This is a genomic window from Salinirussus salinus (genome assembly GCF_009831455.1).
GTDB lineage: Archaea > Halobacteriota > Halobacteria > Halobacteriales > Haloarculaceae > Salinirussus > Salinirussus salinus.
In genome coordinates this window covers 367,462-391,628 of the sequence record NZ_WOWO01000002.1, presented here as the reverse complement: position 1 = coordinate 391,628, position 24,167 = coordinate 367,462, and the positions used below count along the sequence as shown (strand labels likewise).

Annotated in this window: 19 protein-coding genes and 1 pseudogene; 12 read left to right on the top strand and 8 right to left on the bottom strand. The window is 69.8% G+C overall.

What is annotated here, in order from left to right; all coding sequences use genetic code 11:
• Window positions 1-27: 27 nt before the first annotated feature.
• A pseudogene (locus tag GN153_RS05100) lies at window positions 28-519 on the top strand (phosphate-starvation-inducible PsiE family protein); the annotation flags it as partial.
• A gap of 105 nt (window positions 520-624) precedes the next feature.
• On the opposite strand, the gene psmA reads toward GN153_RS05100, so the two are convergent.
• The 3 genes from psmA to GN153_RS05085 are packed head-to-tail and all read right to left on the bottom strand — an operon-like array spanning window position 625 to window position 2,524.
• On the bottom strand, window positions 625-1,386 hold the full coding sequence (psmA, locus tag GN153_RS05095; protein ID WP_159900488.1) for an archaeal proteasome endopeptidase complex subunit alpha: 762 nt from the start codon (window positions 1,384-1,386) through the stop codon (window positions 625-627).
• A gap of 2 nt (window positions 1,387-1,388) precedes the next feature.
• On the bottom strand, window positions 1,389-1,862 hold the full coding sequence (locus GN153_RS05090) for an Rpp14/Pop5 family protein (RefSeq protein WP_159900486.1): 474 nt from the start codon (window positions 1,860-1,862) through the stop codon (window positions 1,389-1,391).
• Entirely contained in the window at window positions 1,859-2,524 is a 666-nt protein-coding gene (locus tag GN153_RS05085; protein WP_159900484.1) for a class I SAM-dependent methyltransferase, read from the bottom strand. Before GN153_RS05085 ends, GN153_RS05090 begins: the two co-directional genes overlap by 4 nt.
• A 131-nt stretch (window positions 2,525-2,655) precedes the next feature.
• Here GN153_RS05085 and GN153_RS05080 point away from each other — a divergent pair, with 131 nt between their 5' ends.
• Window positions 2,656-2,835, top strand: coding sequence for an HEWD family protein (locus tag GN153_RS05080; protein ID WP_159900482.1), 180 nt, complete (start codon window positions 2,656-2,658; stop codon window positions 2,833-2,835).
• Window positions 2,836-2,837: 2 nt separating this feature from the next.
• The gene (cutA, locus tag GN153_RS05075) at window positions 2,838-3,152 is read left to right on the top strand and encodes a divalent-cation tolerance protein CutA (protein ID WP_159902188.1); all 315 of its coding nucleotides are present in this window, start codon (window positions 2,838-2,840) and stop codon (window positions 3,150-3,152) included.
• On the opposite strand, the gene GN153_RS05070 is transcribed toward cutA, so the two are convergent.
• Window positions 3,149-4,222 (bottom strand): DUF368 domain-containing protein, encoded by a 1,074-nt coding sequence (locus GN153_RS05070; RefSeq protein WP_236544754.1) that lies wholly within the window; start codon window positions 4,220-4,222, stop codon window positions 3,149-3,151. The two genes, cutA and GN153_RS05070, sit on opposite strands and share 4 nt — an antisense overlap.
• 2 nt (window positions 4,223-4,224) lie before the next feature.
• Window positions 4,225-7,308: an oligosaccharyl transferase, archaeosortase A system-associated gene (locus GN153_RS05065; protein WP_159900480.1), complete on the bottom strand. Its 3,084-nt coding sequence runs from the start codon at window positions 7,306-7,308 to the stop codon at window positions 4,225-4,227.
• Between the two features lie 118 nt (window positions 7,309-7,426).
• Between GN153_RS05065 and aglG the strand changes: the two genes are divergently transcribed.
• The 3 genes from aglG to GN153_RS05050 all read left to right on the top strand — a co-directional run bounded on the left by aglG (window position 7,427) and on the right by GN153_RS05050 (window position 9,868).
• Window positions 7,427-8,374, top strand: a complete 948-nt coding sequence (gene aglG, locus GN153_RS05060; RefSeq protein ID WP_159900478.1) for a glucosyl-dolichyl phosphate glucuronosyltransferase — start codon at window positions 7,427-7,429, stop codon at window positions 8,372-8,374.
• Between the two features lie 82 nt (window positions 8,375-8,456).
• The gene (locus GN153_RS05055; RefSeq protein ID WP_159900476.1) at window positions 8,457-9,308 is read left to right on the top strand and encodes a TrmB family transcriptional regulator; all 852 of its coding nucleotides are present in this window, start codon (window positions 8,457-8,459) and stop codon (window positions 9,306-9,308) included.
• Between the two features lie 140 nt (window positions 9,309-9,448).
• Entirely contained in the window at window positions 9,449-9,868 is a 420-nt protein-coding gene (locus GN153_RS05050; protein WP_236544784.1) for a DUF2391 family protein, read from the top strand.
• A 25-nt stretch (window positions 9,869-9,893) separates the two neighbouring features.
• Here GN153_RS05050 and GN153_RS05045 read toward each other — a convergent pair whose 3' ends face one another.
• The gene (locus GN153_RS05045; RefSeq protein ID WP_159900472.1) at window positions 9,894-10,484 is read right to left on the bottom strand and encodes a poly-gamma-glutamate hydrolase family protein; all 591 of its coding nucleotides are present in this window, start codon (window positions 10,482-10,484) and stop codon (window positions 9,894-9,896) included.
• Between the two features lie 122 nt (window positions 10,485-10,606).
• Here GN153_RS05045 and proS point away from each other — a divergent pair, with 122 nt between their 5' ends.
• From proS to GN153_RS05025, 4 genes are all read left to right on the top strand, one after another.
• Window positions 10,607-12,061, top strand: a complete 1,455-nt coding sequence (gene proS / locus GN153_RS05040) for a proline--tRNA ligase (protein WP_159900470.1) — start codon at window positions 10,607-10,609, stop codon at window positions 12,059-12,061.
• Between the two features lie 182 nt (window positions 12,062-12,243).
• Complete coding sequence (gene gltB / locus GN153_RS05035) at window positions 12,244-16,800, top strand: glutamate synthase large subunit (protein WP_159900468.1); 4,557 nt, start codon at window positions 12,244-12,246, stop codon at window positions 16,798-16,800.
• A gap of 55 nt (window positions 16,801-16,855) precedes the next feature.
• Window positions 16,856-17,839 (top strand): NAD-dependent epimerase/dehydratase family protein, encoded by a 984-nt coding sequence (locus GN153_RS05030; protein WP_159900466.1) that lies wholly within the window; start codon window positions 16,856-16,858, stop codon window positions 17,837-17,839.
• A 142-nt stretch (window positions 17,840-17,981) separates the two neighbouring features.
• Complete coding sequence (locus GN153_RS05025; protein ID WP_159900464.1) at window positions 17,982-20,969, top strand: PAS domain S-box protein; 2,988 nt, start codon at window positions 17,982-17,984, stop codon at window positions 20,967-20,969.
• A 50-nt stretch (window positions 20,970-21,019) separates the two neighbouring features.
• On the opposite strand, the gene GN153_RS05020 is transcribed toward GN153_RS05025, so the two are convergent.
• Entirely contained in the window at window positions 21,020-21,493 is a 474-nt protein-coding gene (locus tag GN153_RS05020) for a redoxin domain-containing protein (RefSeq protein WP_159900462.1), read from the bottom strand.
• Between the two features lie 101 nt (window positions 21,494-21,594).
• On the opposite strand from GN153_RS05020, the gene GN153_RS05015 reads away from it, so the two are divergent.
• The gene (locus GN153_RS05015) at window positions 21,595-21,834 is read left to right on the top strand and encodes a glutaredoxin family protein (RefSeq protein ID WP_159900460.1); all 240 of its coding nucleotides are present in this window, start codon (window positions 21,595-21,597) and stop codon (window positions 21,832-21,834) included.
• A 45-nt stretch (window positions 21,835-21,879) separates the two neighbouring features.
• Here the strand turns inward: GN153_RS05015 and GN153_RS05010 are convergent, their stop codons facing one another.
• Entirely contained in the window at window positions 21,880-22,275 is a 396-nt protein-coding gene (locus GN153_RS05010; RefSeq protein WP_159900458.1) for a cupin domain-containing protein, read from the bottom strand.
• Between the two features lie 121 nt (window positions 22,276-22,396).
• Here GN153_RS05010 and GN153_RS05005 point away from each other — a divergent pair, with 121 nt between their 5' ends.
• Entirely contained in the window at window positions 22,397-24,085 is a 1,689-nt protein-coding gene (locus GN153_RS05005) for an NAD(+)/NADH kinase (protein ID WP_159900456.1), read from the top strand.
• Window positions 24,086-24,167 lie beyond the last annotated feature (82 nt).

The window sequence follows — 24,167 nt, the reverse complement described above, 5'->3', positions numbered from 1 at the left end:
TATCAGTGGGGAACCCGAAGTGTGGGTATGAGCGAGGGGAGCGACCCGACGCCCCGCAGCGAGGACCAGATCGGCGGCGTGACCGCCGCCGACGTGGCGAAGGTGACCGACGGGTTCGTCCACGTCGTCGAACTCGCCGCGGCGGCCCTCTTTGCCTTCCTGTTCGCTGTGGGCGTGGTCGACCTCGCCCTCCAGATCGTCCAGTCCATCCAGTCAGGGAGGATCACTGACCCGCTCGTCGTGATCGGCTTCATCGACACCGGCCTGCTCCTGCTCATCATCGTCGAGGTCTACCAGACCGTCATCGCGTACACCCAGCAGAGCGACACCCGGAAGATCGTCCGCCTCGTCATCTACACCGGTGTGATCGCGATGGTCCGGAAAGTCATCATCTTCCGGACTGGCGAGTACGCCACCACGCAGGACGCGGCTCTTGTCGCCCTCTCCTACACGATCATCATCGCCGGACTCGTCGGGCTGTTGCTGGTCGAACGGGTCTACGGAGAGGGGTTACTTTCCGTTGTGGGTGCCGGCGACGGGAGCGCCGGCAGGGAGTCCGAAGGCGGCGAGTCTGGCGACGGCGAGTCCGACGACGGTACCGGGTCCGGTCCGAACAGTCCGTAGCTATTCCTCGGTCTCCTCGCCGTCGTCATCCTCCGCCAGCAGTCCGAACTCGGAGAGATACGACGCCTTTTCGTCGTCGGTGAGCTCGGAGAACACCTCGTCGTCGACGGAGATCGTCGCGACGCCGATCCCCTCGGGGGCGAGCTCGTCGTCGTTGACGGAGGCCAGCGCCTCGAGCGCGAGCCGGACGCCCGCCTCCAGGTCCATCTCCTCGCTGTAGTTTTCCTCGAGATACTCGCGGATGTCGCCGCGGTCGGCGCCGACCGCCAGCGCCTTCCACTCGTAGGGGGTGCCCGAGGGGTCGGTCTCGTAGAGCTTGGGCTTGCCGTCCGCGATACCGGCGATGATCAGCGCCACGCCGAAGGGCCGGGCACCGCCGACCTGGGTGTACTGCTGGATGTAGTCGGTGACCTCCTTGGTGAGCGTCTCGACGCCGATCGGCTCGTCGTACCGGAGCTGATTGACCTGGGCGCGCCGGCGCGCGAAGTCGATCAGCTGGCGGGCGTCGGCGACGTGGCCGGCGCTGGCGATGCCGATGTGGTCGTCGGCCTTGTGGATCTTCTCGACGCTGTCCCGTTCCATCAGCGGCGAGCGGATCCGCTTGTCGACCGCGAGGACGACCCCGTCGCTGGTCCGGACGCCGATGCTCGCCGTCCCGCGTTTGACTGCCTCGCGGGCGTACTCGACCTGGTAGAGGCGCCCGTCCGGCGAGAAGATCGTGATCCCGCGGTCGTACGCCTGCTGTTGGTTTTGACCCTGCATACTTAGATATCGAGCGTCGTCACCCCGACGGGCGCGCCGTCGACCCGGACTGTCGCCCGGCCGCCCCGGAGCGTCGCCGTCCGGTCGGCACCCTCGAAGGTGACGTGTCTCTGCTCCGTGGCTACCGGCCCGCCGCCCATATACTTTTCTTCACAGCCACGCAGGGTCCCGCTGACCCCGCGGACCCGCAGCCCGACCGGGTCGCCCGCGACCTCGTCGACGCTCGCTATCACGGCCCGGGCCCGCTCGACAGCGCCGCGGCGGGTCCGCACGGCCGCCTCCCCCTCGCCGTCCCCGTACCGGAACCGCTGGACCGTCAGGTCGACCGTCGCGCTCCCGACGTCGCCCACGAGATCCTGAGCGCCGTACCACAGCGCCCGCTGGAAGGGATCGCGCTCGACGGACGCCTCCGGCCAGGACTCGACCCCGACCGCGAGATACCGCCAGCGCTGTCTGAGGTGTTTGGGCAGTGTCACGAGTCGGTCCCCTCGCTTCCGGTACGTTCCCGGGCGCGGTCGCCGTCGAGCCGCTCGCCGACGAGCACACCGACCTGGTCGTGGACCCGCTCGACGGCAGTCAGGGCAAAGCCCGCGTCGGTGAAGGCGTCGGCGAGGGTCCCCACGGTCGCGGGGTCGTCGACGTCCGGGCTGTAGAACGGGTCGTCGGGGTCGGGCTCGCCGAAGAACATCACGTCGCCGAGGACGACCCTGCGGGGCCCGAGGGCCGCGATGACCTCGATGGCCTCGCGCTTCTCGCCGTCGCTCAGGTGGTGCATCGCGAAGTTCGAGGTGACGATGTCGACACCCGCTTCCGGGCCGGCCGCCTCCACCCGGGGCTCCCGGAACCGCCCCTCGCCGAAGCTGACGTTCTCGAGCCCCCGGTCGGCTGCCTTCTCCCGGGCCTCCGCAAGCATCCCCTCGCTGATGTCCCGGCCGACGACGCGGCCGGCGTCTGCCGCGAGCGCCAGCGCGATGGCGCCCGTGCCGGTCCCCAGGTCGAGGACGACGTCGTCGGGGCCGGGCGCGGCGTGCTCGACGACCAGCGAGACGGCGGCCTTGTACTCGTCGCTTTTCGAGCTGTCGTACTCCGGTGCCTTCTCGTCGAAGCGAGCGGCGTGGTCGGCGAGCGAGCGCTTCATGCCCGGGCGTAGACCGCGCGCCCGTATCAAGGATGCGACCGCCTTCCGGGCCGTGCTGGCGGCACCTCGGTCGTACGACTCCGCCCGCGGGGGGCGAGGGATTGAAGACCCGCGACCGCTTCCGCCCGGGTATGGTCGAAGTCGTACCCCCCTCCGAGCGGGAGTGTCTCCGGTGTGGCCGGCGCGATACCTGGAGCGACGAGGAGTCGACGTGGGTCGCCGTCGAAGAGGACGGTGAGCGCCTGACCGGGACCCCACACTGTCTCCACGACTGGGACATCAACGGGACGTACAACCCCGTCGCCGAGTGAGCGTGCCGACCGCCTACATCACCGCTCCGCCCGAGGCGGCCGCCGACATCGCCGAGACGCTCGTCGAGGAGCGGCTCGCGGCCTGCGTGAACCGCCTCGGCTGCCACTCCACCTACCGGTGGGAGGGGGAGGTCCACGAGGAGCCGGAGGTCGTTCTGCTGGCGAAAACCACCACCGAAGGGTACGACGACCTCCGCGAGCGCGTCCTGGCGCTCCATCCCCACGACGTCCCCTGTATCGAGCGCTTCGACGAGGACGACGTCCTCGACGCCTTCGCGGACTGGCGGGCCGGGGCCGTCGGCGACAACCGGGGCTAGTTCGCCATCCCCGACAGGTCCGCCGTGTAGTAGTCGAGCAGGAGAACGGCGCCCGCGCCGACGACGACGGCGAGTGTGATGAGCCCCGCCGCAGCCGGCGTCCACGCGTCGACGTTGGTCGTGACCTCGACCACCGGCAGGCGGAGCGAGCCGACCATCAGGCTCACGAGAAAGACCAGCGTCGCCGTCCGGTACGCGTCCAGCGCCCACCGGATGAGGTGGGCGACGCTCACCAGACCGACGACTGCTCCCGCGACGAAGGTGACGACGACGGTGGCGAGCGAGGGGAGGTTTCCCGCCGCCCCTCCGGTGACCACCGCGATGACCCCGTCGACGAATTCCCCGAGAACGCCCGTGAGATAGTAGTACTGCCCGAGGAGAATGAGAATGAACGAGCCCGAGATACCGGGCAGGACCATCGCCGTGACCGCGACCGCGCCGACGGCGAAGATCACGGGGAGACCGTTCCCGAGGAGACCCTCGGCAGCTGCGCCGCTGAGCAGAAAGGCGAGTCCGAATCCGCCGAGGCCAGCGACCGCCTGTCCGGCGGACTCGAGGTTCAGCTCGCCGTAGAGGACGACCGCCGACGCGGCGATGAGCCCGAGGAAAAAGGCGAAGGTCGGGGCTCTGGCCGTTTCGAGTGCGAGATGCATCACCCGCGAGAGCGTGACGACCGACGTCACCACGCCCAGCCCGAGCGCCACCAGGAAGAAGAAGTCCATCTCCCGGAGGTCGGCGAGCAGGTCGCGCCGGCCCTCGGCGCGGTGGAGGCGGGGGACGTGACGGAGAATCCGGGGGTCGAGCCGGGTGAGCGCCCGGACGAACCGCTCGTAGATGCCGGTGATGAGCGCGATAGTCCCGCCGGAGACGCCGGGGATCGTGTCCGCGGCCCCCATCGCCGTCCCCTTGAGGTAGACGGTGCCGAGGTCCCGGAGGGAGTTGCCGGTGCCCGTGGCCGCGGCCGCTCCGGCGTGCTCGCCGTCCGGCTCGCGGGCCGTGGGGTCGCCGTCACTGCTCTCGCCGGACGCCTCCTCGCCCCGGTCCGGTTCGTGTGCGGGCTCGCCCGCCACGGTCACCCCGCCCGCGCGGCCTGAACGGGCCCGAGCGGGACCGAACCTGTGGTGTCGTCCCCGCTCCCGTCAGTCCCGTCGGTGCCGCTCCCGTCAGTCCCGTCGGTGCCGCTCCCGTCCGACCCGCTGCTGTCGCTCCCGTCGGTGCCGCTCCCGTCCGACCCGCTGCTGTCGCTCCCGTCGGTCCCGTTCGAGGGACCCTCGATATTCAGCGCCCGTTCGTCGAGTGTCACCTGTATCGGGGTGGTGTTCTCGCCGATGACCTGTGCCTCGGTGACGTCGACCGACGCCTGGTAGGTGACGACCGAGCCGGTCTCGTTGGTCCGGAGCCCCGAGGAGATGGTGTAGGGGCCGGTCGCGCGGGCGCTCACGTTGGTGTACCCCTGCTCGGGCCCCCAGTTCTCGTAGCCGGTCGTCGAGTAGGGGACCGTCGTGGCGAACTCCCCGTCGGCGTCAGTCTCGACCCGCTTGCTGTAGGTGAAGTTCCCACCGTTCGCGGGGTTCATCCGGACCTGCATCGTGAGGTTGGTGTTCGCGGGGGCGCCGTCGCCCTGGACCTGCGCGCCGGGGACGCGCTCGAACACCTTGGTGAACCCGTCCGACGACCGGACCTGCGTGGTCAGGTCCCGGAGGTACTGCTGGGCGACCGGCGACCCGTTGCCCAGCTGCTGGAGGACCGTCCGGGAGGTGTAACCGACGCCCACCACGTCGCGGGCGAACTTCCCGGACCGGCTGGAGCCGGTCTGGACCAGCCGGTAGTGGTCCAGCGCCTCGACGCGTTCCTTGGGGTAAGGGCCAAAGCCGCCGACGGCGGCCGTCCCGTCCCGGCGGGCGAACTCGCGGGCCGCGCTCATGTTCTCGAACACCCGGAACATCGAGCTGTTCTCGGGCTCGACGAGGCGGACCCCCTGCTCGGTCCGGACCTGCTCCCAGTCGACGACGTAGGGGCGGGGCTCCATCGAGCTACCGTGGTAGGCGTACAGCCGCACCATCATCGACTCGTAGTAGGCCTGGGTCTGGTGGCGGACGGTGGCGATCTGTTGGGCCTGCCGCGCCGCGCCGGCCTCGGAGAGCCCCTGCTGCTGGAACGCCCGGGCGTACTGCTGGAGCACCCGGCGGTTGAGCGTCGACCGGGTGAAGAAGTCAGACCGGGTGACGTTCGGTGCGAACTGCGGCGGGGCCTGGTACTTCCCGCCGACCATCTGGCTGTCGATCATCACATAGCGCGTCGTCGCGTCCGCTTCGTCGATCTCGCTCAGGACGCTCGCGGCCTCCGCTTCCGTGCCGGCGAGCAGGAACCGCGCGGCGTCGGTCGCTCCCTGCTGGAACGGGTTGGCGTTGGGGACCCGCTCGCCGATGTTCGTGATCCAGTGGCCGTAGTCCCACCACGACATCACCCCGTATGCGCCCTCGGGGTAGTCGTAGTCGTCGGTCCGCTCGTAGGTGCCGTAGTAGACCATCGGGTCGCCGTCGGGGTTGGCGAACTGCCCCTCGGCGGGCGTGTTCTCCTCCATCCACTCCAGGCTGCCCTGCCAGCCGGTGACGCTGCCCGGGGCCTGGGTCTGCTGGGCAGTCGCCATCGCTGTCGGGGCGATGAGCATCATGGGCGCGAGCACCACCAGAATGACGACGCCGACCGCAAGCACCTGGTAGGTCTCTATCGCGCCGTCCTCACCGACACTCCCGATGTAGCCGGCCGCCCACCCGACGAGGGCGGCGTTGAGCACGCCGACGGGGACGGCCATGTAGTAGGCGAAGCGGCCCTGGGTGAGCGTCGCCGAGAGCATGAGTGCCGCCCAGAGGACGACCAGCAAGCCCTCGCCGCCGGGGTCGTCGTCGAGCACCTGCCGGCCCAGCAGGACCCCCGCTCCCAGAAGCGCCGTCACGGCCGCGAGCTTGTAGGCCCCGTAAACGGTGTCGAGGCTCCCCCGCTGTGCCTCGACGACCGTCGCGGCCTGGGCGCTCTGCCCGGTGACGAAGCCGAGCACGCGGTCGACCTGGGTGACGAAGTAGCCGAAGGTGTCGGGGAGGACCACTGCCACGAAGATACCGACGGCCGCGACCAGGCCGAACGTGAGGGCGGGGAAGTAACGGGCCGGCTGGTCGCTTGCGTCCCACCGGCGGGCCAGCCAGGCGACGAAGACACAGCCGGCGGCGACGCCGATAGCGAGTCCGGGCTGGAGCAGCGACCGGCCGGTGGCGGTGAGTCCGAGGGTATCGAGCATCGGCAACTGGAGGACGCCGGCGGTCGACAGCGCCACCGCGCCGACGAAGGCGGCGTGTTCCGGGCTCGACCCGCGGACGTACTCGACGCTGAGGTGGACGAGGAAGAAGAGACCGAACACGCCAAGCAGGAGGACGCCCGGCGGCCACACCCAGAGATAGGCGGCGATGGCGACGCCGGCGAGGGCCGCCCACCCCAGCGAGCGGCGGAGCGCGGTGAACTCGCGGGCTCTGACCAGTTCCCAGACCGGCTTCTCCTCGCGTGCGACCGCGAGCGCGACGGCGACGCCCAGCACCGCGAGCGCCTGGAACAGCACCTCGGCGATGTGGTGGTCCGCGCTGCCGACCATCCCTTGCTGGAGGACGGCGCCGGCGCCCAGCGCGATGACGGCGGCGCTGACGACGCCGCCGGCCCGCCCACCCAGCCGCCGGCCGAGGAGGTAGGCGGGGACCATGACGGCGACCCCGAAGACCGCGGGGGCGAAGAGGACGACCGTCCGGACGAGTTCGTCACTCGGGCTCCCGAGCCCGACGACCAGGGCGGCCGTCGCGATCAGCTGGTCGTACAGCGTGCCGAACTGGGAGTTCGCAGTCCCGTAGGAGAAGTACGTCCACGGGTCGAAGGGCATCGTCGCGGGGTAGTTCTCGACGACGTACTGGACGCTGCGGAGGTGGTAGTAAGGGTCGTTGCCCGAGAGCAGCGTCCGGCCGTCGACGACGAAGCGGCCCCAGAAGCGGGTGCGGTTCCAGAGCGTAAACCCGGCGAGCGCGGCGAGCGCGACGTAGTGGTAGTAGCTCGTGAGCCAGGCCGTGACAGCCGCGACCCCCGAGCCGTCCTCGAACTCCTCGCGCCAGTTACTCATTGGCCGCTTAGAGTTACAGCCCGCGCATAAGCCTTATGTCTCGGTCAGCGAGCGGGGCCGAGAGACCCCCGGAGACGGATGGAAAACGCCTTTGCCCGGGCGTGTCCCAGCCCGGGGTATGCGCGTCTCGGTGGTCGTCTGCGAGCACACCCTCGACCGCTACGGCGACCTCCGTGAGGCAGCCGAGAGCGTCCTCGCCCAGACCCACGACGACGTGGAGCTGGTGCTCGTCGCGGACGGGAATGACGACGTCTGCGCGCGCCTGCGCGAGGACTACGGGGAGTGCTCCGACGCCGTCGTCCACTGCAACGAGGGGAACGTCGGCCTGCTGGAGAGCCGCAACAACGGCGCGGAGGCCGCGACCGGGGACGTCGTCGCCTTCCTCGACGACGATGCGGTGGCCGACGAGGAGTGGGTAGCCGAACTCGTCGCCGTCTACGAGGAGCGGGACGTGCCGGCGGTCGGCGGGCGGATGACACCCGCCTGGGTCGCCGGCAGGCCGGGCTTCCTGCCCGCCGAATTCTACTGGCTGGTCGGCGTCACCCACCGGGGGTACGGCCCGGACGGCGACCCCGACGAGGCCGGCGAGGTCCGCAACACCTTCGGGTCGAACATCTCCTTCCGGCGGGAGGTCTTTCTGGGACTGGGCGGGTTCGAGGCCGAGATCGGCGGCCGGCAGGGCGACGCCAACCTCCAGGGCGGCGAGACCGAACTCTGTGCCCGGATGGACCGGGCGTACGGCCACGGCGTCTACTACACCCCCGACGCGGAGGTCGCGCACAAGGTGTTCGACTACCGGACCGACCCCGCGTGGCTGCTCGACCGGGCGTTCTGGCAGGGCTACTCCAAGCGCGGGATGGAGGTGCTGGTCCCGGAATCCGGCTCTACCGACGCGGAGTCGGATTTCCTGGGGGCGCTGCTGCTCGATTCGGTTCCCGAGCGGCTCCGCGGGCTCGCGAGCGACCCGTCCGTCGAGAGGGGACTCCAGTTCGCGATGCTCTGGGTCTTCACCGCTGCGGTCGGGCTCGGGTACCTCTACGGCGTCGTGAAGTGGTGGGGAACGTGAGCGTGGACCGGCCGTGCCGGGACCGGGCAGCGACCGGCCGGACGGCGGGGCTTTTAGGCAGGCGCCGGCGTAGCCGGAGGCGATGACGGACGCGCCGGCGGACATGCTGGAGCGGCTCGGGTTGACGGAGTACGAGCAGACGGCACTGGCGGAGCTTCTGGCGCTCGGTCGGACGACCGCACCGAACCTCGCCGAGGCGACGGGGATCCCGAAGGCGCGGATCTACGGCGTGCTCGACTCGCTGGCCGATCAGGGATACATCGAGGTGATCCCGGGCCGACCCAAGGAGTACCAGCCCAAGCCGCCCGAGGAGGTGCTCGACCGGGCCGTCGAGAACCACCGTCAGGAGTTCGAGCGCTACCGCCAGGACCTGGATTCGATGCGCGAGGACTTTCTCGCGGAGTTCCGGCCGCGCTACGAACGCGCCAGCGAGGACGTCCGACCCGCCGAGGAGCTGTTCCACGTCGTCGACGTCGGCGAGCCCAGCGAGACCGAGACCCGGCGGCTCTACCGTGAGGCCGACGAGCGGGTCGACGTCATCACGAAGAGCTTCGCGTACCTGGAGGCCGTCGAGCCCGCGCTGGCGGAGGCGCTCGGCCGCGTGGACGTGCGCGCGCTCCTGAACCACCCCGACCTGCTCTCGGCGGAGAACCGGGAGATACAGGCCGACATCGTCGCCCGGCTGCGCGAGTCCTATCCGGAGGTGTCGCTGCGCTTTTCGACCGGCCAGCTCCCCTGGCGCGGGACGCTGATCGACCCGAGCATGGCCTACGACTCCGGGGAGGCGATCTTCCTCGTCGAGGAGCCCGGCGTCCCCGACCACATGCGCCAGGCCGCGATCACGGAGAACGGCTCGTTCGTGGCCGGGCTGAAGCGGTACATGGACCTCGTCTGGGACCACGAGAGCGTCGGGGAGTACCCGGAGAGCGGATGACCGACCGCCCGGACCGGGACGGCGAGCCTGTCGAGGGCCCCGACAGCGACGAAGTCGAGGACCTGCTCGAGGACCTGGAGGAGCTCGAGGAGGCCGCCGACACCCCCGACGAGCGCCGCGTCATTCGGGAGACGATCAGCCTGCTCGACCGGCTCCCCGGGGGACGTGCGTTCGGGCTCGACGACCTCGCCCAGCAGGTCGTCGGCGGCTTCATCCTCTCGGCACCCTTCGTCGTCACGGAGGAGGTCTGGAACCTCGCGGCGGGGATGGACGCGCTCCGCTGGGCGGTCACGGTCGCCATCGTCGCGCTGATCGGCTACGGGACGCTCTACCGGGCCGACGAGAGCCGTGACGCCGACCGCGAGAACTCGGTCGCGGGCCTGCCGGTCCGGTTTCTCTCGCTTATGGCCGTCTCGTATCTCTCGGTTGCGACGCTGGCGGTCGTCTTCAACGCCCCGGCGACCTTCGAGGCGGGGGCCGACACCACGGCCAAGGCGGTCTCCATCGGCGCCATCTTCAGCGTCGTCGGGGCCGCGACGGCCGACTCCGTGTTCGGGTAATCCCGACGGGTGAGAGCCGGGGAACTCAGAACCGTTCGGCGGCGACCAGGTCCGCGAGCGTCTCCCGGACGGCGCCGGCGTGCTCCCCGCGGGCGGAGGGAGCGAGTTCGAGCTGGATGCCGCCCTCGCCGGCCGCGAGCCGGTTCACCGGGTTCTCGAGGTGGACGCCGGCGTAGGGGCCGTCGGCGGCCGTCCGGACCGGGACCGGAAGCGCGTCGTCGAGCCGGTTTCTGACTGTCCGTCTGGCGGCGGAGTCGGCCCGACCGCCGACGACGACCTCCTCGTCGGCGCGGCCGTGGAGGCTGAGCACGGTGTCGAACCCCCGACCCGCGACCTCGGCGAGCAGCGGGTGGTCGGCCGGGCCGATCTGCTTTGAGGGCGGGTGCCAGGCCTCGAAGGCGCCGCCGTCGTCGTAGCCGAGCCTGGCCCAGCAGGTCGCGTCGGACAGGCGGCTGGCGAGTTCGACTGCCGTCTCGGCGGTGCCGGGCTCGACGTCGCCGCCGTGGAGCGCGAGGACCAGCGTGTCGTCGTTCTCACCGTCGTCGTACAGGAGTTCGGTGACGTGTCGGGTCTCCGTCGTCTCGCAGGGACGAGTCGTGATCGTCGGGCGAGCCACAGACGGGAGCCGGGCGCCAGGGCCATAACTCTGTTTGCGCTGGCGGGGTCGGGCGGCTGAGGATGCCTCGATAGCCCCGTGAAACGTAGCCTGTTTATGGGTCGGTCCCGCACACGCCACCAATGAGCGACGAGCAGGACCTGGGGATCACCGAATCGAAGGAGCACGCCACCGGCGAGTGGTACGCGGAGGTCGTCCGGAAGGCCGGCCTCGCCGACTACGCGCCGATGGGCGGGTTCATCGTCACCCGCCCGCGCGGCTACGCCATCTGGGAGCGCATTCAGGACTACCTCGACGGCTGGTTCAAGGACACCGGCGTCCGGAACGCCTACTTTCCCCTCTTCATCCCGGAGAGCTACCTGGAGCGGGAGAAAGACGTCGTCGAGGGGTTCGACCCCGAGGTGGCGTGGGTGACCCACGGCGGCTACGAGGAGCTGGAGGAGCGACTCGCGGTGCGGCCCACGAGCGAGTCGATCATCGCCCCGTTCATGGCCCAGTGGGTCCGCTCACACCGGGACCTCCCCCTCCGTCTGAACCAGTGGTGTTCGGTCGTCCGGTGGGAGGCCACCGAGACCAAGCCCTTCTTCCGGACCAAGGAGTTCCTCTGGCAGGAGGGCCACACCGCCCACGCCACCCAGGAGGAAGCCTGGGAGGAGGCGATGACCCGGCTGGACCAGTACGAGCGCGTCTACGAGGAGGTGCTCGCCATTCCGGTCCTCCGCGGTCGCAAGCCCGAACACGACAAGTTCCCCGGCGCACACACCACGACGACCGTCGAGGCGCTGATGCCCGACGGCAAGTCGGTGCAGGGGGCGACCTCCCACTACCTGGGGACGTCCTTCGCGGAGGCCTTCGACATCACCTACGCCGACGCCGACGAGGAGGACCGGTCCGCCCACACCACCTCCTGGGGGCTGTCCTGGCGGGCGATGGGCGCGCTGATCATGACCCACTCCGACGACCAGGGACTGGTGCTCCCGCCCACGCTCGCGCCCACGCAGGTGGTCGTCGTCCCCATCTGGCAGGAGGAGAACAAGGACGAAGTCATCGAGTACGCCGAGGATGTGGAGGCGGCGCTGGACGCGGCGGGGCTGCGGGTCGACCTCGACGACCGCGAGAACCGGAATCCCGGGTTCAAGTACAACGAGTGGGAGCTGAAGGGCGTGCCGCTGCGCGTGGAAGTCGGTCCCGCCGAGGTAGAGGACGGCGAGGTGACGCTGGTCCACCGGCCCGACGGGGAGCGCGCGACCGCCGACTTCGATGGGGTCGCCGGGACGGTCACCGACCACCTCGACACCGTCTTCGCGAAGCTGTACGCGGACGCCGAGGAGACGCTGGAGGGCGAGGTCCGCGAGGCCGAGAGCCGCGAAGAGATCCTCGGAACCATCGGCCAGCACGGCGGCTACGTGAAGGCCGGCTGGTGTGGCGACGAGGACTGCGAGGAACCGATCAAGGAGGCCATCGCGGCGGAGATCGTGATGGTCCCCGAGGACCGCGACGCCGAGCCGGTCCACGATGCGTGTGCGATCTGCGGTGAGCCGGCCGAAGAGACTGCCTACTTCGCCAAGAGCTACTGAGACTCGCGACCGCTCCCGGGCCGGGTCCGAACGGACCGTCGCCAGCACCCTTAGTACCCTCCTACTGGCTCGTTGTCACTATTATGTTCCTTATATCCAATAATGGTGGTATAGGGAACAATAGTTCCACCGACGGCCTTCAGGAGTAGCCTGATAAAGGTGCGCCCACTGTTATGGGCCACATGAGAGACAGCCACACACCCACGGGTTCCGCGAGCGCCGCCGGGCTCGCGGACCCGACCGACACGCGCTCGAACTGCGGTGTCGGGGTCGTGATGGACCTCGACGGGGGCCGCAGTCACGAGGTCGTCGAGGACGGCCTCGAGCTGGTACGATGCATGGAGCACCGCGGCACGACCGGCGCCGAGGAGTCGACCGGTGACGGGGCGGGTATCCTGTTGCAGACCCCGCACGACTTCTTCGCCGACGAGGTCGACGTCGACCTCCCCGCGCCCGGCGAGTACGCCGTCGGCTCGCTCTTTCTCCCCCGGGACGACGACGCGCGCGCCGGGCTCAAGGACATGGTCGAGGAGACACTCGCCGGCGAGGGGCTGGAGGTGCTGGCCTGGCGGTCGGTCCCGACCGACAACGCGACGCTGGGACAGACGGCGCTGGACTCCGAGCCCGACGTCCAGCAGGTCTTCGTCACCTCCGCCGGCGGCGAGACCGGCGAGGCCTTCGACCGGCAACTGTACGTCGGCCGCCGGGCCGTCGAGAACACCGTCGAGGACCGCGAGCCGCCGGGTCACGGCCGCTTCTACGTCGTCTCGCTGGACCGCAAGACCGTCGTCTACAAGGGGCTGCTCACCTCCGAGCAGGTCGCCGACTACTACCCCGAACTGACCGACGAGCGGATGCGGTCGACCTTCGCGATGGTCCACGCCCGCTTCTCGACGAACACGCTGGGCGCGTGGCACCTCGCGCACCCCTACCGCAACATCATCCACAACGGCGAGTTCAACACCATCCAGGGCAACATCAACTGGATGCGCGCGAGGGAGACCGACATCGCCCATCCGGACTTCGGCGAGGATATCGAGACGACCAAGCCGATCATCGACGACCCCGAACAGTCCGACACCGCCAGCGTCGACAACGCGCTGGAGATGCTGATGATGGGCGGCCGGGACCTCCCCCACGCCCTGCGGATGCTCATCCCCGAGGCCTGGCGCGGCGAGGCCAACGACGTCCGTGGTGACCGCCGGGACTTCTACGACTACCACGCCTCGCTGGTCGAGCCCTGGGACGGGCCGGCGCTGGTCGCGGCCACCGACGGCGAGCGCATCGGCGCGGTGCTGGACCGAAACGGGCTCCGTCCGTGCCGGTACGACATCCTCGAGGACAACACGCTGGTGATGTCCTCGGAGGCCGGCGCGCTCTCCTACGACGAAAGCGAGATCGAGGAGCGCGGGCGGCTCCAGCCCGGTCAGTGTTTCCTCGCCGACCCCGAGGAGGGGCGGGTCGTGCCCGACGAAGAGGTCTTCGAGGGGCTCACCGACGAGAAGTACGGCGAGTGGGTCGAGACCGAACAGGTCCGCCCGGGTGACATCTCCACCGGCGACGACAACCGCCCGCAGGGCGAGGTCGACGCGCTGCGCGCCCACCAGGCCACCTACGGCTACACCTACGACGAGGTCGACCACCTCATCGAGCCGATGGCCGAGAAGGGGAAAGACCCCATCGGGTCGATGGGTGACGACACGCCGCTGTCGGTGCTCTCGCAGTTCAACCGCCCCCTGTTCACCTACTTCAAGCAGCTGTTCGCGCAGGTGTCGAACCCGCCGCTGGACTACATCCGCGAGGAGCTGGTGACGAGCCTGGAGACGCGGCTTGGCCACCAGCGCAACCTGCTCGACGAGAGCCGCGAGCACGCCCGCCAGCTCGTGCTCGACTCCCCGATCCTGACCGACCAGGAGATGGACGACATCAGGAACCTGGACGAGAACGGCATGTCGACGGCCGTCGTCGACATCACTTACGACCCCGAGGAGACGGACCTGGAGGGGGCCATCGAGGACGTCCGGGCCGAGGCCGACGAGCTCGCCACCGAACACGACGTGCTCGTCCTCTCGGACCGCGACACGGGGCCGGACAGCGTGCCCGTCCCGAGCCTGCTGGCGACCGGCGGGGTCCACCACCACCTCGTCCGCAACGGCCTGCGCAATCACGTTGGACTGGTCGTCGAGTCCGGCGACCCCCGGGCGGTACACCACTTCGCGACCCTCATCGGTTACGGCGCGGGCGCGGTCAACCCCTACCTGGCCTACCAGACCATCGAGGACCTGGTCGCGGGGCCGGACGGCGCGGACCTGCGGACGGCCATCGACGCCTACGTCAACGCCGTCGAGGACGGCCTCCTGAAGACGATGGCGAAGATGGGCATCTCGACGGTCGAGAGCTACCAGGGCGCCCAGATCTTCGAGGCCGTCGGTCTCTCCTCGTCGTTCATCGAGGAGTACTTCCCCGGAACCGAGAACCGTACCGAAGGGATCGGCATCGAGGACATCGAGTCGGACCTGACCGCCCGCCACGAGGTCGCCTGGGACGACGACGAACCCGAGATGGAGCGGGTGGGGGAGTACGAGAATCGCACGGGAGGGATCCACCACCAGTGGAACCCGGACACCGTCGGGACCGTCCAGCAGGCCGTCCGGACCGGCGACTACGAGCGCTACAAGGAGTTCGCCGAGCAGATCAACGACCAGAACGAGACCCTCCAGACGCTGCGCGGGCTGCTCGAGTTCGACACCGAGGGCCGGGAGTCGGTTCCGCTCGAGGACGTCGAGCCGGTCAGCGAGGTCGTCAAGCGCTTCGAGACGGCGGCGATGTCGCTTGGCTCGCTCTCGCCGGAGATGCACGAGAACAACGCCATCGCGATGAACCGCCTGGGCGCCTCGGCGAACACGGGGGAGGGCGGCGAACCGCCCGAGCGGTTCAACACCGAGAAGGAGTGCAAGACCAAGCAGGTCGCCTCCGGCCGGTTCGGCGTCACCTCCACCTACCTCTCGGAGGCCGAGGAGTTGCAGATCAAGATGGCCCAGGGCTCGAAGCCCGGCGAGGGCGGCCACCTGCCCGGCAAGAAGGTCAACGAGATGATCGCCCACGTCCGCTACGCCACCCCCGGCGTCGGGCTCATCTCGCCGCCGCCGCTGCACGACATCTACTCCATCGAGGACCTCAAGCAGCTGATCCACGACCTGAAGGCGTCGAATCCGGAAGCCGACGTCAACGTCAAGCTGGTCTCGGAGGACGGGATCGGCACCATCGCGGCGGGCGTCGCGAAGGCCAACGCCGACAAGGTCCACATCTCCGGCCACTCCGGCGGCACCGGCGCCTCCCCGAAGACGTCGATCAAGAACGCCGGCCTGCCCTGGGAGCTCGGCCTCGCGGAGGCCAACCAGATGCTCGTCGCGACGGGGCTTCGCGACCGGATCAAGGTGACGACCGACGGCGGGCTCAAGACCGGCCGGGACGCCGCCGTCGCCGCCCTACTCGGCGCGGAGGGCTTTGCCTTCGGGACCGCCTCGATGGTCACCTCCGGCTGCGTCATGGCCCGGCAGTGCCACGAGAACACCTGTCCCGTCGGCGTCGCGACCCAGGACGAGAAACTGCGGGAGCGGTTCCCCGGCGAGCCCCAGCACGTCATCAACTACATGACCTTCGTCGCCCAGGAACTGCGGGAGGTCATGGCCGAACTGGGCTTCGAGACCGTCGACGAGATGGTCGGCCGGGTGGACGCGCTGAAACAGCGCACCGACGTGACCCAGGAGAAAGCGAAGAAGCTGGACCTCTCGGCGGTGCTCGCCGACCCCGAGACCGACTACGACATCGACCGGTACAAGACCCAACCCCAGACCCACGACGTCGACGAGTCGCTGGACTGGGAGCTGATCGAGGCCGCCGAGCCGGCCATCGAGCGCGGCGAACCCGTCGCCATCGACACCGACATCTCAAACGTCGACCGCGCGGTCGGCGCGACCCTCTCGAACCGGATCTCCAAGGAACATGGGGTCGAGGGGCTCCCCGAGGACTCTATTACGGTGCGCTTCGACGGCTCGGCCGGCCAGAGCTTCGGCGCCTTCCTCCAGGACGGCGTGACGATGGACCTGGTCGGGACGGCCAACGACTACGTCGGCAAGGGCCTCTCCGGCGGGAAACTCGTCGTCCGGACGCCCGAGGCGGCCGGCTACGAGGCCGGCGAGAACATCCTCGTCGGCAACGTCGCCCTCTACGGGGCGACCCAGGGGGAGTGTTACGTCAACGGCGTCGCCGGCGAGCGCTTCGCCGTCCGGAACTCCGGCGTGAAGGGCGTCGTCGAGGGCGTCGGCGACCACGGCTGTGAGTACATGACCGGCGGGGCCATCGTCGTGCTGGGCGAGACGGGCAAGAACTTCGCGGCCGGGATGTCCGGCGGCGTCGCCTACGTCTATGACCCCGACGACAGCTTCGAAGACCGGGCCAACACCGGGATGGTGACCCTCTCGGGCGACCTCGAACGGAAGGACCGGGAGATGCTCACCCGGCTGGTCGAGAACCACGCCGACTACACCGGCTCCGAGCGTGCCGCGGAGCTGCTCGCCGAGTGGGAGCGCGAGGTGGAGAACTTCACCAAGGTGATGCCCGACGCCTACGCGGGGGTCATCGAGGAGCGCGAGCGCGACGACGTGCGCAACGACCCGCCGTCGCCCGCGACGCTCGAGCCGGAGACCGGCTCCGTCCGCACCCAGGCCGACGACTGACGAGCGGCGCGCGGACTCCTCGGCGCTTTTTGCTCCGGGGCCCCCACGGGACCCCATGAGCCACGCACTCGTCGTCGGCGGGACGCGCTTCATCGGACGGGCCACGGTCGAGGAACTGCTGGAGAGCGGCTACGGCGTGACTGTCTTCAACCGCGGCAGCCACGACAACCCCTTCGCAGCCGACGACCGCGTCGACCACCTCCAAGGGGACCGCACCGCGAGCGGGGACCTCGGGGCGGCCGCGGCGCTCGACCCCGACATCGTGGTCGACTGCGTCGCCTACAAACCCCGGGAGGTGCGGGCCGCCACGGAGGCGTTCGCCGACGTCGACGCCTACGTCTACGTCTCCTCGGGCGGCGCGTACGGCGCCGAGGAGGTCCCCAAACGCGAGGGCGAGACGGCGCTGGAGGGCTGCAGCGACGAGCAGGCGACCGACGACAGCCCGGAGAGCTACGGCCCGCGCAAGGCGGAGGGCGACCGGGAGGTGTTCGCGGCCGCCGGCCGGGGAGTCAGGGCGATGAGCGTCCGGCCGACCATCGTCTACGGCGCCCACGACTACACCGGCCGCTTCGACTACTGGGTCGACCGCGTGGTCGAACACGACCGCGTGCTCGTGCCCGGCGACGGGGACGCCCTGTGGCACCTGGTCGCCGTCGAGAACGTCGCCCGCGCGCTCCGGACGGTCGCGGAGGAGGGCCAGCCCGGCGCGGCGTACAACGTCGGCGACCGGCGGCTGTTCCCCCTGGAGGAGTTCGTGGAGACGGCCGCCGACGCCGCCGGGACCGAGGTCGAGACCGTCACCGCGAGCCCCCGGGAGCTGGAGGGGACGGCCGTCGACCCCGACACGATCCCCTACTACCGCCGGTACCCCCACGTCCTGGACACCGGGCGTCTGGCGTCGTTAGGCTGGACGCCCGTCGAGGCCGCGACGGCCATCCGGGAGACCGTCGGGGCGACTCTCGAGCGCGGGCCGGAGCCGGCCGATGGCGTGCCCGACCCGGCTGAAGAGCGGCGGGCTATCGACGCAGTTACGGAGTGAGAGTCGGGCCCCGGCGGGCGGTGCGAGCAGTCAGCCGGCAGGGAAGAACACTGTCCGGCCCCGACAGCCTGTGATTTTCAGGCTCCATAATCGCACACGGTTTATTATAAGTGAGGGCGCCATACACGTGAGGAACAGCCACATGAGCACCGACCCAGTCCGGGTTCTGCACGTGGACGACGAACCGGACTTCGCGGAGCTGGCGGCGGAGTACCTCGAACGGGAGAACGAGCGGCTCGAGGTGACGACGGCGACGGCTGCCGCGGAGGGGCTCGACCGGCTGGCCGAGCGGCCGGTCGACTGCGTCGTCTCCGACTACGACATGCCCGGGCTGGACGGTATCGAGTTCCTGGAGACGGTCCGCGAGGAGCATCCGGACCTCCCCTTCATCCTCTTCACGGGGAAGGGAAGCGAGGAGATCGCGGCGGAGGCGGTGCGGGCCGGGGCGACCGACTACCTCCAGAAGAGCTCCGGAACCGACCAGTACGCCCTGCTGGCCAACCGGGTGACCAACGCGGCCGAGAAGTACGCCGCCGAGCGCGAGGTCCACGAGACCCACCGCCGGTTCAGGAAGCTCCTGGAGGGGTCGGCGGACTACGTCCACATCCTCGAGCCGGACGGGACTATCACGTACGTCTCCCCGGCCGTCGAGCGCGTGCTCGGGTACGAGCCCGCGGAGGTACTCGGCGAGAACGCCCTGGAGTACGTCCACACCGACGACCGGGGAAGAGTCACCGGGAGCCTCGACGAGGTCCTCGCCGAGCCGGGCGCCGAGGCGACCGTCGAAATACGCGTCCGGCACGCCGGCGGCGAGTGGCGGTGGGTGGAGGTCCGGGCCCGGAACCTCCTCGAAGACCCCGACATCGAGGGGATCGTCGCCAACGCCAGGGACGTCACCGACCGCCGGGAGAGCCAGGCGACGGCGGACTGGCACCGGGCGATCCTCGAGAACCTCGGGGAAGGCGTCTACGTCCACGACGCCGACTACCGGCTGCAGTTCGCCAGCCACCGGGTCGACGGCGTCCCGCCCTCGGCCGAGGACTGGGTCGGCCGCCCGGTGTCGTACCTGGCGGAGACGGGCGTGCTCTCCGAGGACGACGTCGCCGCGATCGAGGACGGGATCGACGAGGTCATCGCCGGCGAGCGCGAGGAGGTCCGGCTGGAGGTCGGACCCGCCTACCCGGACGAGACGGAGGCCGTCGAACTCCACCTCCGCCCGCTGCCCTCGCCGGGCGGGGACGACGTCGTCCTGGGCACCACGCGGGACGTCACCGACCGGCGGCGTCGGGCCACCCGGCTCGAGGCGCTACACGACGTCACCCGCGAGATGGTCGTGGCAGGGACCCACGACGCCGTCGCCGAGACCGCGGTGGAGGCGACCGAGGACATTCTCGGGCTGACCCAGGCTGTCGTCTTCCGCTACGACGAGGACCGCGACGCGCTCGTGCCAGCGGCCGCGCGGGTCGAAGACGGGACACTCGACGCGGAGGTCCCCGAACTGGAGCGCAGCGAGGGCGTCGCCTGGCGGGTCTACGAGACGGGAGAGACGGCCGTGCTCGAGAGCGGCGAGTGGCGCCGGGAAGCCTACGCCCCCGACTTCCCGGTCGAGAGCGAACTGCTCGTTCCGCTGGGGGAGTACGGCGTGCTGGCCGCCGGGTCGACGACCCGCCGGGAGTTCGACGACCAGACGGTCAGCCTCGCCGAGATCCTCGCCGCGAACCTGAGGGCGGCGTTCACGCAGGTCGACCGGGCCCGCGAACTCGAGGAGTACGAGCGCCTCGTCGAGACGATGGGCGACAGCGTCTACTCCATCGACCTCGACGGGGAGTACATCCGCGTCAACGAGACGTTCGAGCAGCTGACGGGCTACGAAGCCGACCGGCTACTGGCGGAGGGGCCGGAACTCGTCCTCGACGACGAGGGGATCGGGCAGTTCGAGGACGCGATCCGGCGACTCCTCCAGGAGGGACGAGGTATCGAGACCGTCGAAACCGACCTCCACACCGCCGACGGCCACACCGTTCCCGTCGAGGCGAATCTGACCCTGCTCCCGGCGGAGGAGGGTGGATACCGCGGCACCGTCGGCGTCATCCGCGACATCACCGAGCGGCGGGAACGCGAGCAGGAACTGGAGCGGTACGAGACAATCGTCCGCGCCTTCCCCGACGAGGTGTACACGCTCGACACCGAGGGGCACCTGACGTCGGTCATCCCGCCGGCCGGCTCGGAGACGACGACGACGGGGTACGACCCCGAGGAGCTCGTGGGTCGACACGTCTCGACAGTCATGCCCGAGGAGGACATCGAGCGGGCCGAGGAGCGGATCCGCGAGCTGCTGGCGTCGGACTCCGCGCGGACGGTGTCCTTCGAGATGCACACCGTCACCAGGGACGGCGAGCGGATCCCCAACGAGAACCACATCGCCCTGCTGCCGGCCGAGAGCGGCGGATTCAGAGGGACTGTCGGAGTGTTACGGAACATCGCCGACCGCAAGCGACACGAACGCGAGCTCCGCCGGCAGAACGACCGGCTGGAGAAGTTCGCGAGCGTCGTCTCCCACGACCTCCGGAACCCGCTGAACGTCGCCAGCGCCCGGCTCGAACTGGCGAGGGAGGACTGTGACAGCCCCCACCTCGACGACGTCGAGCGCGCTCACGGGCGGATGAACCGGCTGATCGAGGCCCTGCTCTCGCTGGCCCGCGAGGGGGAAGTCCCCGAGAGCGTCGAGGAGCTCTCGCTTGAAGACGTCGCCGAGCAGTGCTGGGCACACGTCGACACCGGCGAGGCGACGCTGGTCGTCGAGACGGACCGGACCGTCAGTGCCGAGGGGACGCGGCTCCGGCAGCTCCTCGAGAACCTCGTCCGCAACAGCGTCGAACACGCCGGGGACGGACCGGTAACTGTCCGGGTCGGCGACCTCCCGGACGGCTTCTACGTCGAGGACGACGGCCCCGGGATCCCCCCCGACCACCGGGAACACGTCTTCGAACTCGGCTACTCCACGGCCGAGGGCGGGACCGGGCTCGGCCTCAACATCGTCGAAGAGATCGCCCACGCCCACGGCTGGGCGGTCGAGGTCACCGAGGGCGGCGACGGTGGGGCCCGCTTCGAGTTCACCGGCGTCTCGTAGGCCCGCGCGCCGGCTGCCGGACGCCGACGGTCGCCGGACGGGCGACCCGCTCAGAGCTCCTCGAGTGCCTCCCCGATCTCCTCCCGTGGCAGCGGGCTGGTCCAGTCGTCGGCGACGTGGGCGTACTGGACCTCGCGGTCGGCGTCGAGGACGAACACCGAGCGTCGCGGCGTCGTGACGTTGGCCATGTGGTGGCGGTCGGTCAGCAGCCCGAGCGTCTCCGAGACCCCGCCGCTCACGTCCGCGAACAGTCTGAACGGGAGGTCGTTCCCCCGGAGGAACTCGTTCTGTGCGTAGGGGCCGTCCCGGCTGATGCCCACGAGGGGGACCGACTCCGAGCCCCAGCCGTACCCCTCGAAGCGCTTGTACCAGTTCTCCGCGATGGCGCTGAAGACAAAGCCCGTCGAGACCAGCAGCCCGCCGTCCGAACCGAGCGTCTCCGACAGCGCCCGCGAGCGGAACGTCTCCCCGTCACAGCAGACCGCCTCGAAGTCGGGAACGACATCTCCCTGTGTCGGTGGCATACCCGTGGGTCACGCCGCCGCGTGAAAAGCGTGTGGCACGGGCCGGCCGCCGACCGTCGGCGCCCAGCACACTTTAGACGGGGCGGGCCGTACCCTGGGGTATGACAGCAACACTCTACAGGCTGGAGGGCTGTCCGTGGTGCGAGAAAGTCGTCGACGAGCTCGACGAGCTGGGCGTCGATTACGAGAGCGTCTGGGTGGAGGGACTCCACTCCAAGCGAAACGAGGTGAAACGCGTCTCCGGGCAGCGCCAGGTCCCGGTCCTCGTCGACGAGGAACGGGGGATCACGATGGCCGAGTCCGCCCGGATCCTCGAGTACCTCGAGGAAAGCTACGCCTGAGCGAGGGACGACGCCGGGGCGAGCCGCGCCGGAGCGCGCCGCGACTCAGAGGTCGTGCGGGTCCAGCCCCGGGTCCTCGACCGGCGGGGCGCCGATGGCGAGGACGGCCCCGCGGTCGTCACCGAGGTAGCGGTGACCGTGGCCGACCTCCGGGCCCGCGGCCCAGAAGGCTCCCGGCCCGACCTCGCGGGTCTCGGTCTCGCCCGAGCGGCCCAGCTTCAGCGAGAACTCCCCTTCGAGGACGTAGTACAGCTCCTCCTGCTCCGAGTGGGCGTGGTAACCGATCCCTTCGCCCGGTTCGAAGTACCAGATGGCGAGGTTCATCTCCTCGAGCCCGAGCAGGTCGCCGACCGGCCGGATGTCCAGGTCCGGCGGCACCTCCTCTACGTCCGAGAGGTCGGTCACGTCCACGTCCTCCGTGTCGAGTACTTCGTACTCCATACTCCGGGTTCGACCGTCCGGGTGAAAAAACCGGGTGCCGAGCCGGGCACGCCGCGTGGATAGTCCGGATTCGTGTAGAACATCATGTGGTTATTTTGCCCGTGCCGCCACAATCACCTGTATGAGAGGACGACGACTGGCGACGATCGAACACATCATCGCGATAGTGAGTCCGGGTAGCGAGGAGGTCGTCGAGCGGCTCGACCGGTGGACCACCGACAACGGCCTCGAGTTCTCCACCGTCGACGTGGGCAACGACATCGAGACCCCCTGGGACGAGGAGATGGAGACGCTCGGCATCACCATCGGGGGCGACGGGACATTCCTGGAGGGGATAAAACAGTTCGCCCCGCGGGGGATCCCGATCCTGGGGATCAACACGGGGACGCTGGCCTTCCTCGTCAGGGTCGACGTCGAGGACCTGGAGGAGGCGCTCACCGAGACCATCCAGGGCCGGGCGGAGGTCGACCGCCGCCAGCAACTGCACGTCTCGGGGGCGGAGCTGGACGCGACGGGGATCAACGACGTGATGATCCAGCACCCGATGCCCGAGGACCCCGTCGAGCGGAAGATCACCAAACTCGACGCCTTCGCGGACGGGGAGTACGTCGGCGAGTACGACGGGACCGGGCTGGCGGTCTCGACGCCGACGGGGTCGACCGGCGTCTCGCTGTCGGCCGGCGGGCCGATCCACAACCCGCAGAACAACTCCTCGCTGCAGATCGTCCCGCTGCAGACCCACAAGATGGGCGTCCGGCCGCTCATCGTCAGCAACGACACGAAGATCGACGTCGTGGCCCAGGAGGCCGCGGACCTCCTGGTCGACGGCGGCCGCCACCACGTCCACCTCGACGAGGGCGATTCGGTCCGGATCACGGGCGCCGACACCTCGGCGAACATCGTCCGGACCAGCTACGACGACGACTTCTACACCGCGATCAGCGAGCTGCTCGGGTGGGGTGCCCGGGGCTCGGTCGGCAAGGAGCTCCCGGAGCGCCTCCAGACCACGGGGACCGAGGAGGAGACCGAACTCGAACACGCGCTGCGGGTCGCGACCGAGGCCGTCAAGAGCGTCCAGGAACCGCTCAGGGAGCTGCACGGCCGCGTCGAGTCGGTCACCTTCAAGACCGACAAGTCCGACATCGTCACCGAGGCCGACTACCTCTCGGAGAACATCATCACCACGGCGCTGGAAAACGAGTTCCCCGCCCACGGCATCCGCTCGGAGGAGGACACTTACGTCGAGGGCGGCAGCGCCTTCACCTGGCTCATCGACCCGCTCGACGGGACGGGCAACTACGCCAACGGCAACCCCAACTACTCCGTGTCGGTCGGACTCCTCCGGGACGGCGAGCCCGTCCTCGGGGTCGTCTACGCCCCGGAGACCGACGAGCTCTGGACGGCGATCAAAGGCGAGCAGGCGATGCGCAACGGCCAACCCATCGGCGTCACCGACCGGAGCGAGCTCGCCAAGAGCATGCTGATGTCGGGGTACGACCCCGACGGAGCCTTCCTCACCCACTTCTACCAGGACGCCCGCGGCGTCCGCCGGCTGGGTTCGGCCGCGCTGCATCTCTGTTATCTCGCCAGCGGGAGCGCCGACGCGGTCTGGGAGTACGACACCTACCCCTGGGACGTGGCGGCGGGGATGGTCATCGCCGAGGCAGCCGGCGCGACGATCACCGACACCCGCGGCGACCGCTTCGAACTGCCCGGCGAGGAGGAGCGCTCGCCGATGGTCGGGACCAACGGCCACATCCACGACGAGGTCATCCGGAAGCTCAACGACAACAGCCGCCTCTCTGAGTGACCACCCGGACGCCGACCCCGGGGCAGCGGTCCGGCCCGTCGGTCGCGCGTGACCGGACGCTTTTTGTCGGTCGTTCCCGCAA